At 53.4% G+C, this 13,100-nt stretch carries 9 protein-coding genes and 1 tRNA gene; 4 read left to right on the top strand and 6 right to left on the bottom strand.

Features of this window, described 5'->3' with window-relative positions; genetic code table 11:
- Nucleotides 1–65: 65 nt before the first annotated feature.
- Both BUB73_RS11565 and BUB73_RS11560 read left to right on the top strand, forming a co-directional pair.
- Entirely contained in the window at nt 66–332 is a 267-nt protein-coding gene (locus BUB73_RS11565) for a hypothetical protein (RefSeq protein WP_073236893.1), read from the top strand.
- Between the two features lie 172 nt (nt 333–504).
- On the top strand, nt 505–1,143 hold the full coding sequence (locus BUB73_RS11560) for a recombinase family protein (protein WP_073286039.1): 639 nt from the start codon (nt 505–507) through the stop codon (nt 1,141–1,143).
- A 60-nt stretch (nt 1,144–1,203) separates the two neighbouring features.
- Here BUB73_RS11560 and BUB73_RS11555 read toward each other — a convergent pair whose 3' ends face one another.
- From BUB73_RS11555 to BUB73_RS11545, 3 genes are all read right to left on the bottom strand, one after another.
- Nucleotides 1,204–2,052 (bottom strand): ArdC family protein, encoded by an 849-nt coding sequence (locus BUB73_RS11555; protein ID WP_073286036.1) that lies wholly within the window; start codon nt 2,050–2,052, stop codon nt 1,204–1,206.
- 404 nt (nt 2,053–2,456) lie between these two features.
- Nucleotides 2,457–2,530 (bottom strand) — tRNA-Val (locus BUB73_RS11550).
- 104 nt (nt 2,531–2,634) lie between these two features.
- Nucleotides 2,635–3,186: a hypothetical protein gene (locus tag BUB73_RS11545; RefSeq protein WP_073160302.1), complete on the bottom strand. Its 552-nt coding sequence runs from the start codon at nt 3,184–3,186 to the stop codon at nt 2,635–2,637.
- 31 nt (nt 3,187–3,217) lie between these two features.
- Between BUB73_RS11545 and BUB73_RS11540 the strand changes: the two genes are divergently transcribed.
- A complete protein-coding gene (locus tag BUB73_RS11540; protein ID WP_073286033.1) occupies nt 3,218–3,856 on the top strand; it encodes a 4'-phosphopantetheinyl transferase family protein in 639 nt (212 codons plus the stop codon).
- Here the strand turns inward: BUB73_RS11540 and BUB73_RS11535 are convergent.
- Nucleotides 3,853–4,299, bottom strand: coding sequence for a DUF6941 family protein (locus BUB73_RS11535; protein ID WP_073160306.1), 447 nt, complete (start codon nt 4,297–4,299; stop codon nt 3,853–3,855). The two genes, BUB73_RS11540 and BUB73_RS11535, sit on opposite strands and share 4 nt — an antisense overlap.
- 3 nt (nt 4,300–4,302) lie before the next feature.
- Nucleotides 4,303–9,654, bottom strand: coding sequence for a hypothetical protein (locus BUB73_RS11530; RefSeq protein WP_139259202.1), 5,352 nt, complete (start codon nt 9,652–9,654; stop codon nt 4,303–4,305).
- Nucleotides 9,655–9,766: 112 nt separating this feature from the next.
- On the opposite strand from BUB73_RS11530, the gene BUB73_RS11525 reads away from it, so the two are divergent.
- The gene (locus BUB73_RS11525; RefSeq protein WP_073286027.1) at nt 9,767–10,648 is read left to right on the top strand and encodes a prepilin peptidase; all 882 of its coding nucleotides are present in this window, start codon (nt 9,767–9,769) and stop codon (nt 10,646–10,648) included.
- A gap of 81 nt (nt 10,649–10,729) precedes the next feature.
- On the opposite strand, the gene BUB73_RS11520 is transcribed toward BUB73_RS11525, so the two are convergent.
- Nucleotides 10,730–13,072, bottom strand: a complete 2,343-nt coding sequence (locus BUB73_RS11520) for an Ig-like domain-containing protein (RefSeq protein ID WP_158535520.1) — start codon at nt 13,070–13,072, stop codon at nt 10,730–10,732.
- Between the last annotated feature and the right edge of the window lie 28 nt (nt 13,073–13,100).

Below are 13,100 nucleotides of genomic sequence, written 5' to 3'. Positions count from 1 at the left end.
GGCTAAGGCGCCATTAAGTGCGTGTATATAAACTGATTATTAGAAAGCACCCCCGGAGATTCTTAATGGAACAAAACACCCGTGATTTTTTGGACTACCTCAAAATTTATGAGCACGACCATCCGGCCCTATATCGCGCCCTGGTCGATGCCGTCGTGATGCTCGAGGAAATTGAAGATGGTGCCTCAGGAAAAAAAATCAAAGACTTATATAAACTTATGGATAGAACACGGACGCAGGTACGAAGTGAAATGATGTTGAAGCCTTTCCTGACCCAAAGGGAGAAACGCGACCATCGAATTTGCTTACGTAAACGCGTGACCGGTTCTTGACAAAGAATGCCTGATGACCGTGGGGATGAAAATCCCCGCGGTTTTTTATAACAACAATGCATAGTTTTCTGTTACTCCCGAATCCCGCTACAAAGTGTAACATAAAACCCTCGGTCGCCATTTCTGTTATGTAGCATAAATTACTAGACCTTTTTGTTTCATGGGAGACATTATGGCAACTACATGGGCTTACGCACGCGTTAGTACTACCGACCAAAACTTAGACCGCCAGCTTTCGGCCCTGATGCCGTTGCTGGAAGACCCCCGAAACCTGATTACGGATAAGGCGTCTGGCAAGGATTTTGACCGCCGCGGTTGGCGCTCTCTTGTCGGTAGCGATATGAATGCGCCAATGATGCGCGAAGGCGATACATTGATTATGGTCTCCCTTGACCGCATGGGCCGCAACTATACCGAAATCCGAGAGAATTGGCTGCTCATTACCCAAACTCTTAAATGCAATGTCCGCATATTGGATATGCCGCTTTTAGATACCACTCAAAGCGCTGGCAGCCTAGATGGGCGCTTCATTGCAGACCTTGTACTCCAAATCTTATCCTATACAGCAGAGAAGGAGAGATTGAACATCAAGGCGCGTGCTGCTGCCGGTATTGCAACTGCCAAGGCGAAGGGTGTTAAGTTTGGGCGCCCTAACGCCACTAAGCCAGCAGGCTGGGATGGCGTTGTAGAACTATGGCAAAAGGGCGATATCACCGCCACCGAAGCTGCAAGGCGCCTGAATACGACCAACATGACCTTCTACCGGAACTTGCACCGGTTTTGGGGAGGTATAGAAAAGAAGGAGGGGTAACCCCTCCTTTTTTGTTAGTTCGCAAACGAAGCAAATGGCCGTCGATCGACGGCCATTTGCTTATTCTCCGAAGATGTATTTAACCGCGGCTTCTGCCAATGAGCTGGCCTTAATGATAAGCGCGCTATCGCTCTTTAACGCCTTCAACCAAGATGCGACATAGGCACTACTCTGGCTAAGGGAACCGCTGTTTCCGATGCCAAGCAAGCCGAGGGCCATAGCGCTGCCTAATTCGGCAACGAGTTCTTCGCGGCTATAGCTATCGCTACCGAACATGTGTTCGCTGGCATCATTGCCAAAACGTTTCAAGCGATTTTCCGCTCCGGTACTATGTACGAGTTCATGGAAGATGACTCCGTACATGCGCGCAACATCGGAAAAATCATTCTTGGAGGGTACAGCAACAAGGTCGCGTTTCGGCGAATAATAAGCCTCGTTGATGGCATCCCGTCTAAGAGCAACGCCGGTGCGGTTAATGTAGGAGGTGATAACCTTTTCTGCATTGTCTGCGAGTTCGATTTCAGGAGTGTCGGGCCGTTTAACTTGCCACTTGGGGAGAATACCAACGCAATCCATTATATTGAAGACGGTGTAGGCGCGAAGCATGGGGCGTAGAGTTTTGACCTCATTACCCTCGGCATCCGTTTCAATCTTTTCTACGGGCTTCCAAAAATAAACGCGGTGGCCCTTTGCGCCTTTCATCACCTTACCGCCTGCGGCGATAATCTGATTCCACGTAGCATATTCTCCATTACGGCCCAGCAGCAATGTGTTCAGGAGGCTATACGGGCGACCGGTGGCATAGCTTACGATGGTAGCTTTGCTGAACCAAGGCTGCTTCCACGGAGCAACGCCGGCTTCCAGCTGCTTGATGATGCTGTCGGTGATTGTTTGATAGATTGCGCTCATAAGTTGATTTCCTTTTCTCAACTTATGATGTAACCGAAACCCCTACATTGACTTTCGGTTACGGGATTCGCTAGTAGCGGTGCCCATTAGCGATGTTCCGTGGGGAATGTACTTGAACCGGTGACGCCCTGAATTGTTAAAATCGAATCGTGGGTACGAACTTTGCAGAAATATGAATGCATCTGCTAATGAGATTAACGAGAGAAATCGCTGGGGGGTATTTCGAATCTACGAAAAAAAATGAATGATGGGAGAATGTCTCGTTTTTTTTATCTATTTTGATTCAAGAACTGTGACCATTTTTGTGACCACTCCGCACATTTAGGTCTGCTCTTGAAGATGAATTGCCGTTTTTAGCCCAAAAACACAAAAAAAGAGTTCCGCACATTGCGAAACTCTTTCAGTGGTCGATACAGAACTCGAATCTGTGACCTCTACCATGTCAAGGTAGCGCTCTAACCAACTGAGCTAATCGACCATTTGGTTCTACCTTCCGTTAGGGTAGCCCAAATATAGAAAGCTTCTGTAATTTGTCAAGGGGATTTGGGCAAAAAAATTGAGTTTGTTTCTTTGTGCCGGAATTTATCGCTCGTCTTCGGGGACCCAGTAACGCAGGCGGCCCTTCACGTGGAGTGGTGGCAGGGCGTCCTTGCAGGAGCCGGAACGGCAATCCTTGAAATACAGGTTCAGGTCGGCAGTCCACAGGGAATCTCCGATGATCTCGTCGAAATGGATTGAGCTGCTGTCGGGAATTATGGGGGACTGGGACGAACCTTCCGCTTTCATCCAGGTGACATTCTGCATTCTTCCGTTGATGCTTGCCCGTGCCACAGGGGTCAGGTCCTTGCCTGTAGAGGGGTTGTTTACCAGCAGGGCAAACTGGTCCTTTCGGCTGCTTGCGGAGAGCTGCGTCTGGAAGTAGAAATAATGGTGCTGGTTGTTGACGTAGTAAGGGGGCTCCACATCGTTTTTATCCAGGTCGATGGTGTAGGGGCCCTCTCCGTTGACAGTGTACTTGAAATAGCCGCCGCCCTTGACTTCCCAACTGCTGTTGATGTCGCTGCACCCCATCAAGGTGGTGGCGAAAGTGGCGCCTGTAATTATGGCTGTAAAAATGCGGGTTGGGAACTTCATGGCCCTAAACTAGAAATTATCTTTGGCATTGATGACTGAATTTCCGGAGTTGGATCGGCTTGACGTAGAAACGCCCCTGGGTGTAGTTCACCTGGCGGGCTTTGTCATGGACGGTCCCCATCGGGAGGTAATCTTCAGAATTCTAAGGGAGGCGTCGGGGGAGTCCATCGCCGCCTCTGATCTGCAGGAGTCCGAGGAAGATCCTAGGCCCCGGTTCCCGAAGCTGGACTTTGACGTGAACTGGACCCATTCCAAGGGCTATTGCGTCGTGGCCTATGGAGACCCTGCGACCGGCAAGGATTTGCTGGTGGGGGTGGACCTGGAACGCCATTCCCCCAAGCATTTGCGCCTGGCAGAACGTTTTTATAATGCCCAGGAGATTACCGCACTCCGTGAACTTGAAAATCGCGGGATAGAAGCGCAGACGGTTGAGTTTTACCGCCTGTGGTCTCGGAAAGAGGCCCTCTACAAGTGCGTAGGAGGATCATTCTTCGAAGGCGCCATCGGTCGCTCTGTACTGGAGGATTCGGTGTGGGCAGGGCCCGAAGGCGGTGAGCGTCAGGTTCATTTTGTTGACCTGGACGGGCAATGTTTTTCAGAAAATAAAAAAGGCGCCGGTTTCCCGGCGGCCCTTTGTGTTGCGGTTTCCCGCAAGTCTAACCTTGATTAGTTGAGGTTCTGTTCGCCCTGTGCAGCGGGTGCGCCCGGCGGCAGGGGAGCGGTCAGTGCATAGAGGGGCAGGCTGACCAGTTCTTCGTTGTCGACGGAGAGGCGTACGATGTACTTGTCGGCGCGCTTAATGGGAAGGCGCTGCAGGTTCAGGACCATGTTCACGGCGGCGGTGTCGAAACCCTGTGCTACCGGTGCCAGAGGAATCTTGGACTGCATGGGGTTAACCACCGGGTTGCCGCATACGTCTTCGAAGACCAGGGACAGCTCATGTTCGCCGGCTTCTGCACGCTGGTAGCGGATACGGAAGGCTACAGCGCACTGGGGAATCTGCATGGGGAACTGCTGGGCAAAAACGCGGTCAAATGCGCCAAGAATGTTCAGACGGCCACCCATGTCGCTGGCAGTAGCGGCGTCACAAATTGCTGCAACTTCAATATTCATTATTTACTCCCAATTTTCGGCCACATACTTCATGACGAGCGGGCCGTTGTATTTGTTAGGTTTGCTAGATCCATTTTCGCGGGCCAGCATCGACAGGAACAGCTTTCCTGCACCGTCAAATGCCAGCAGCGGGCTTGAACCACGAAGGTAGTAATTGTTTTTCTTCTGGAAGACCGCATTGAAGTACGGAAGCTGGTTTTCGCCGTAGAAGTGCCATACCTGCTTGCCGTTGACGGTCTTCAGCTTGAATACGTGGACCTGGGAGTAGTCGGCCTTATGGTCGTCCATGGCCAGGTAGACGTCGTTGTTTCGGGTAACTACGCTCAGATGGTAGGCGATGAAGCCTTCGAAAATCGGCTTGCCGAAGACGTCGGACTTGTTCCAGCTGATGCTATTGGTGTTCAGGGTTCCCTTGTACACGTAGGGACCGTAGTTGTTGTAGTCTCTGTTGGCGAATGCCATGTAGAAGGTGGAACCGCTGGCAGACAGCGACATCTTGCTGACGTTCTTGGCAACGGAAGAGGTTCCCTGCTTTTCGTTGTAGGACGCATCGTAGATGGCACTGTAGAGGGTGTAGTCCGAAGTGTTGTCGACTGCGGTAACGACCAGGCTGCCGTTCACGAATACGCCGTTGATTTCGCGGAACGTGACATTCTGGTTGTTCTGGGTCTTTCTGGCGATATCCTTTGTGCTCCACTTGCTGCTGCTGTAGTAGGCCAGCTTGTTCAGCTTGCTGGAGTTGATGTACAGAACGACCGGCTGTTGCTTGGAGGCGTTGTACAGCAACTGGGGGCTGGTGGTGCTGGCGATATTTCCCAGAGAAGTGAAGTTCTTTGCCGTCTTGTCGCTGGAGTAGATGAAGAAGGTTCCCTTTTCATCCAGGAGGCCCACATACAGGCTGGTACCGTCGGTAGTCACCTTGATATCGACGATGGAGTCGGTCAGGGTGATGGTGCCGCCGCTGGTCCAGCTGTTACCGCTGAGGACGGAGGCCTTGACGGATTTTCCACTGGTCGGGTATACTTCGATAGGTACATCGTCTACGATAACGAAGGCGGGGGCGACAATCAGGGAGGCGTTGTTGTTGAGGACGGTATCCTTGCCCTGGGTCTGCCATGCCTTTTCGAAGTAGATGGTGTGCTTGGCTTCTTCAGCGCGGTGACGGCTGTAGAAGGAAAGGGACGGTGTGGTCGTGGAACTGTCGCGGAAGTCCAGATAGATAGTCATGGAGCCCACGGCGGTTCTGCGCTTGAAGGCGGAGTTGAACTGGGAAATGTTGGTGTCCAGGGTGCCGTCGGGGTTACCCAGGTAGTAGCCGTTGTCGGAACCGCTAAAGCGCCAGTAGAAGACGTAATTGTCCTTGTCGCCCAGTTCACCCTGCTTGGAATTCTGTCCGCCCCAGGAAGGATCGAAGAAGTACATGGCGTCGTCATCCACGTTGGCGTCGCCACTCCACAGGTATGCGGTATCGGGAGCGGTAATGACACCCATGGGATGCTGCTTCAGGATGTGAACCACGGTGGTATCGCTGAAGGTTGCCTGGGTACTGGTTTCCTGGGCCTTAACGATACAGTACATGTCCTTGCCCTGTTCGGAGTAGCTGGAATCCTTGGAGATGGTCATCTTCTTGCCGTTGGCGTTGTAGTCGTACAGGGTGGCCTTTCCGCCCTTTTCTAGACTCTTGCCGGTTTCGATGACCTTACATTCCCATGAGAACCAGTCGATGCCCTGCCAGACGTCGTTCACGGTGGCAGAGAGGGTGAATGCGTCACCTACGTTGATGTAGATCTTTTCATCCTGGACCTGGATCAGGGGCTGTTCTGTGGTAAACTGGATCTTGACTGTGTCGGTGGCGGTGTTGCCGTCGTTGTCGGTTGCCCTTGCGACGCAGTAGTAGGAAACCTGAGGTGCGGGAGCCTTCCATACGGTGTCGTAGGCGCTAACAGTCTTCCAGTTGCGGTCGATTTCGCTGGGAGTTCCGCAACTCCATTCACGCTTGGAAATTTCGCCCGGGTCAGATGCGACGCCTTCGTTATCGTCGGTTGCCACGGCGCTAAGGGCCATGTTGAAGCCTTCGCGAACGATGATTTCCTTGCTCTTGACGGTAATGGTGGGCGGTGCGGTAATGACCTTGGTATGAATGGTATCGCGTGCGGTGTTTCCGTCATCGTCGGTGACCTGCACGATGCAGGAGTACTTGTCTTGCTTGGTGGAAGGCATGGTGGCTTCGGCGCTGCCGTTGCTGCCGGCGACGATGTTCAGGCCGATGTCGTTATCCTTGGAAAGGACGCCGCAACCCCATTCGATCTTTACGATGGTGCCCAGTTCGTCGCGGGCGATGGCGTTCAGGGGGAGCTTGTCGTTGATGGTCACCATGTCGTAGCCGCTAGCTAGAACGGCCTTCACGGTGGGCGGGTCCAGAAGCACGGTGTAGGTTGCCGTATCGCGGGCGGTAAGGCCGTCGTCATCCTTGACCTGGACGACGCAGTAGTACTTTCCTTCGCGGTTGGGCATCTTCACTTCGGCCTTGTTGCTGGACATGATTTCCCAGTCGTTGGATGTCACGGTCTTGAGGTTGTCGCTACAGGCGTAGGAGTATTCGGCGATGTAACCCAGTTCGTCGTTTGCGATGGCGTTGATCGTCTGCACGGAATTGATCTTGACCGTGGCCTGACGTGTGCTGAGCTTGACGGTGGGCGGATCCAGCAGGACCTTGAAGGTCAGAGAGTCGTATCCGACTTCATCATCATCATCGGTAACCTTGAACTTGCAACGGAACTTGTCTGTTTCGGAGCCCGGCATGTTCAAGGTAATCTTGACATCGCTGACGCTCTTGGGAGTGTTGTCGAATTCCTTCTTGTTGTCGAAGATGATTGTTCCGTTACTGCAACCCCATTCAATCTGCTTGACGTAGCCGTACTTGTCGCTTGCGTCTACGGTCACATTTACAGAGGAGTTGATCTTGAGCTTGTCGCTGCCGCTGTAGGTGGCCTTGACAGAAGGAGGATCTGCGATGACGATCACCTTGACGGTGTCGGAGACGCTTCTGTTCTTGACATCCTTGACGGTTACGACCACGTTGTAGGAGCCGGTCTTGTTAAAGGCCAGGGTGCCCTGGGTGTTGTAACTTTCCTGTCCGTCGGTGAAGGTAGACGCTGTGGGGCAGGGGTACTTGGTATCGAGATTCTTGCTGTCGCCGCAGTTCCAGGAAACGGTCAGGTCGGAACTTCCGTTGCCGGGGAAGGCGGTCACCTTGAAGTCTATGGTGTCGTGCATGGTCACCGAGGTGGTAAAGCCAGGCTCGGTAAAGATGATGGCCGGGTTTTCGCCACGGACGCCGAACTTGACCTGGGCGCTGAGATTTACGTTGTTCTCTGTGTAGCGGACGGTCATGATGTAGTCGACGCCTTCTTCGGCCTTGGTAATATCGCTGTATTTCAGAACGAACTTGGCCTCACCGTCGTCGTTGACTGCAGAAGTCTTGGTGACGGTGTCCTTACCGATGATGTAGGTCCAGCTGACGGACTTGGGGGCGGGGTAGGCTCCGGTAATCTTTGCGTTGAAGGTCAGTTCCTTGCCTTCGCTAATGAGCTGCTTCTGTGCGCCATCCACATCCAGGGTCAAGGTCGTTGCGTCGACCACGAAGCTGGGCTTGATGACTCGCTTGTTGCCGGCATTGTCGATAGCGGTGAATTCAAAGCTGTGGAGGCCGTCTTCCATGTTGGCCAAGTTGAATTCGCAGTTGTAGATTGCGCCCTGGTCTGTGTTGTTGCAGGTAAGGGTCTGTTCCTGCTTGTTGTGGGTTGCAGAAACGCTCTTGACTCGAGATCCCAGGTCGCGAACATAGACGGTCTGCCTTAAGTTGCGGACGGTCAGGGTGTCGTAGTTCTTTACCAGGATGATCGGGGCGACCGTATCCTTGAGGGACATGGAATCTACGGTGACCATGGCGCCGGATTCCACATAGATCTTGGTCAGGGAGTCGCTGGTGTATTCGCCGATGCCGGACTTTGCCAAAATGGTGTAGTTGCCCGGATCGACGTTGACTGTGTAGTTACCCTTGGTGTCGGTAACGCCGACAAAGGTGTTGATGCCGTTGTTCAGTTCCAGGTTGATTCCTTCGTGGGAGGTTCTGCCCTGGTAGTGTACCTGACCGGAGATGGAACCCTGGTTAGAGGAAATGTCGCCGATATAGAAGTTCCAGGGGCGGCTGGTGCCTTCGCCTGTAGAAATGCTTTCGATGTGGACGATGTCGTAGCCGTCGGTGACGTACATATCCCAGTAGATACGTCCTTTCAGTTCCTTGGCAGGATTGTTGATGAGCGTAATGGAGTTGCGTTCCTTTTCCTGGTCCCAGAAGTCGCACTTGGTGGACATGTAGTTTTCGGCAATCAGGTCTTCGGAGTCGAAAGCCTTAACAGGGGGAAGTCCGTTCTTGCCGTTCTGGGCGTAGATGAAGTACTTCAGGTCCTTGGGATTGTCTTCGTCGGTACCTTCGTAATAGAAGTAGAAGGGCTTGGTAATGTCGTGGCGTTCACCATCCTTGGGGTACAGGATTTCCAGCTTGGGGATCCTGTTGAAGTGGAGGTTTACGCTATCCTTGGTCTCGTTGTTATCGTCGTCGATGGCGATAACGTAAATCTTCTGGTTGCCCTTGGAGTCGATCTTCTTGGGATCGTTCTTGATGGTCAGGTACAGGGAGTCGTTATTCTTGCGGGTCTCGTACTTCCATTCCTTGGGGTCTTCCTTGCCGCTGGCGTCCAGGTCCACCATGATCTTCTTGATGGTGCCGAAGGAATCGCTAACGGTAATGGGGAAGACGATGTTGCCCTTGTTGCTGGTCCACAAGGTATCCTTGGGAACGTTCAGGACAGGCTTGGTGTCGATGACGTTGATATAGGTGCGCTTGGTGTCGGTACCGGCGGTGTCGGTGGAGTTGTTACCGTCGAAGGCGATGAACAGCGGGTAGTACACGCCGGGCTTGGAGTAGGCCCAGGCCATGGGCGTTGCGTTGTTGCCCAGGATAACGGTGTCCTTGCCGTCGGCCTTGGTCAGGTTCCACTGGAATCGGTAGATCTTGTCGACGTTACGGGGCAGGATGCCCATCAGGTAGACCGTATCGTTTACGGTAACCGTCAATGTGTCTGCCAGGGAGTCCGAGGTGTTGAAGTTAGTGTTGGCCATGGAGTCGGCGAATGCCTTGGCGTCTTCGAAGGACTCGCGCTGGGCGAAAATTCGGGAATGGTTATTCTGGAGGCTCACGTCTTCCTTGACGGAGGGTTCCCTAGAGCAGTCCGAAAGGCCTGCTATGGCTAAAATACCAAAGAGCAATGTTAAATATCGTGACTTACGCATGACTTACCTATGTTGCACCTTTTGGGGTTAAACCTTGTATTGTAAACTTTTATAAAATGTATCTTTTTTGAAAGCATTTGGGTGTGGAATTTGCACCGATGGAGTAAGATTTATGGAATTAATACCCCTTTGGTATTGGTTGGCTGTTTTTTTTGTTTTTGGCGCCTGTGTCGGTAGCTTCTATAACGTTATCGTGTACCGCATGCCCCGCGGGATTTCGCTGATAAACCCGCCCTCCCACTGCCCGCTGTGCAAGAAGCAGATCCCCATCTACCTGAACCTGCCTGTAATCGGCTGGTTCATTCTGCGTGGCAAGACCGCCTGCTGCCATAAGCCCCTCAATATTATATATCCCATTGGCGAAGCCCTCTGCGGTTTGCTGGGGGCACTGGCCCTGTTCGCTGCCGTGGCGGTCAATTACGGTGCCGTTGTGCCGGAACTTTTTGTATCGCCCGTGATGCAGCCCAGCGTGTGGGCCGATGCCCTGGCCATGTTCTGGCTCCTGCTGGGAGCTTACCCCGTCTGTGCGGTGGATTTTAAGTATAAATTAATTCCCGATTCCATGAGCGTTGGCGGCATTGTGGCTGGCCTCCTGATTTCGCTTATTCCCGGGGGCATTACCCCGCTGCAGAGCCTGGTCGGCGCGGTTGCCGCCGGTGGCGGCCTCTATTTGCTTGGACTTGTGGCAAGCAAGGTCTTCAAGAAAGAAGCCATGGGCTTTGGCGACGTGAAGCTTTTGGCCGGCTACGGAGCCCTCATGGGTTGGCAGTCTGCGGCCATGATCCTGGTGGTTGCCGCCGTGGTGGGCCTGCTGGTGATGATCCCCTACGCCCGTATCCAGCGCAAGATTGCAGAAAAGGCCGTGGTGGATGATTCCGAAGATGTTTCTGGCCAGATTCCCTTTGGTCCGTTTCTGGCCCTGGCGGCCCCTATCGTGTACCTTTGGGGCGAAACCTTCCTTGAACTTTATATAAGGTTTGTAGTCGGAGAATAGAACGTCTAACTTTTAATAGAAAAACTGGCTCCCGGGTGGGGGCCAGTTTTTTTTGTTGGTTGGTATTGGAGGAGGAATTTCTTATTTCGTCTGGATGTAGCGTCTGATGGCGGTACCGGACTTGCTGTACTCTACGACGATGGCGCGGGTGGCGACCATCTTGTTCGGCTTGGTGTTGCCGGTGTAGAGGGGGCGGCCCTGCATATCGAAAACGCGGTAGTAGCTGGCTTCGGCCTCGGTAGCCGCATCTGCGATGGTTCGGATGGCAGATTCTTCGGAATCGCTGGATTCAATTTCTTCGGAAGAATTGCTGGATTCAATTTCTTCTTCGGAACCGCTAGACGCGATTTCTTCAGAGGAACTGCTGGCCGGGTCTTCGATTTCTTCTGCAGCCACTTCGAAAGTCACGAATTCAGACATCTGGGTCAATCCGGAATTGTCGGTAGCTACGGCCACGGCGGAGTAGGTTCCTGCAGCCAGGTCGTTTACGGTGACGCTATAGGGGGCAGAAGTTGCGGTTCCCACCAGCTCTGTTCCGATGTAGAAGCTTACGCTCTTTACGGAACCGTCGGCATCGCTTGCGGAGGCGGAAAGTGTTACGCTGGAGCCTGCATCAAAGGCCTTGTTGGCGGCGGGTGCCGTCATGGCGACGGTGGCTGCCTTGTTGCTTACGCCAAAGGCCTGGTCGTAGGCGGGCATGGATCCGTAGCGGCCTCCCACGCCTGAGAGAGAGGGCAGGTCGGTGGGAAGGCTGTTTACGTCTCGCTTTTCCCAGCTGTAGCTGGGGTTGAAAGTTTCTGCCTGAGGGGCACCCATGGTTACAGTACCATTGTAGCGGTGCTGCTGGGTGGTGTTGCTATAGGTGATGCCGCTAAAGTAGACATAGCCGTTGTCGCCCCATTCTGCCAGGTAGCCCTTGCCGTTCTTGATGTAGCTATTTTCGTAGTGGACATAGGCCTTGGCTGTGGCACTGTGGCCGCTGGCGCCTGCAATGAAGAAGCGGTTGCCGTCTACCAGCTGGTTGTAAAGGTGAACCTTGGAACCGTCGTTTTCGCCCGTTACCTTGGGAACGCGGCCGTAGGTATTATGCCAATAGGAGTTGGCGTAAGTCAGCTGGGCGTCTTCTACCAGTGCCATGTAAGGGTCGGTTCCCCAGCAGTTGAAATCGTTGGCGCCGTCAAAATCCAGGTAGCTGATGGTAGCGTTGTCTACGAATTCCATGTCGAAACCGTCGCTAATCCACTTGTAGCTAATATGGTCGGCCCAGAACTTGTCCACATGCTTCGAAGAGGTTCCTACCGTTTCGAGACCGTCGCCACCTTCGATCAGGTGGGGGTTCACGTCGTAGATGGCCAGGTTGCGATAAATGTGGTTGCCGCTGCCTTCGTTACTGCGGACTGCAATAGAGGCTCCACGCAGATTGGCGCCGCGGCCCATGCCCACCAGGCTCTTGTTGGCCTTGGTGGTAATCCAGTTGGACCATGCCATCAGATTTTCGCTTTCCTGGACAATCTGCACGCCGGCTTCGGTCAGGTCGCTGCAGCTATTGGCCTTGAAGGTGATGCGGTAGAAAGTATTGGTCTTTCCGGTGACCGCATTCTTTTCGGAGCAGGTAGTCTTGCACCAGGTGCGTCCCTTGGCCTTGGCTTCGGTTACCGCATTGCGGAACTGGCGGAAATCGTAGGTTCCTTCGGGAACGAGAATAGTCAAGGCGTCAGAAGACTGCAGGTACTTGCGGACTTCTGCGGAATCCTTTGCGATAACGATTTTGCCTGCGTCGCCGCCTGTTGTAGAGGCACCGAAACCTTCCGCCCTTACATTCAGGGTAAACAGGAGGACTGCGACGGAATCGCTTTCGCTGCTGGTCCAGATCCACTTGGACTGGGTATTTGCGGCAAAGCCCTTCAGGTCGCCGCCGCTAGGCATCTTTGTGTTGGAATAGCTCAGGGCTGTAGCTCCGCCCCACATGCTCAAGTCGCGGCCCTTTTCCTTCCAGGAGGCGTTTCCTACAGACGGCTTGGATTTCCAGTCGCTGCCGCTGTAATAGGAACGGTCAAGATCGTCAATCTGGACCAATACGCCGGGGGCTCCCGCGCCGTTGACACCCACCACGGAGAATGCGTTCTCGCCGGGGAGCAAAGTCATAGGAATGAAGCGGACGCGACCGGCCTGATTGTCTTCGGCCAGCAGGGCGCCATTGTGGTAAAGGCGGTAGCCGCCATCTGCCACAATCCACACTCCCGGACCCTTTCCTGCGTTGTAGGTGGCGGCGATGAGCTGAGAGCCCACCTTGTCTCCACCTCCATAGTTTTTGTCTGCAGGAAGCGTCACCACTTCATTTGCAGGCGTGGCGGCCAGCGATACACCACACGTACCAGCCATAACCATGCCTGCGATAATTTTACCCAAAACACCTTTTTTCATAAAGTTAAACCTTTCTTTTTATGAAATC

This window comes from Fibrobacter sp. UWH6 (assembly GCF_900142465.1).
GTDB lineage: Bacteria > Fibrobacterota > Fibrobacteria > Fibrobacterales > Fibrobacteraceae > Fibrobacter.
Note: the sequence above shows the minus strand (reverse complement) of the source record. Positions and strands in the feature narration are given on the sequence as shown.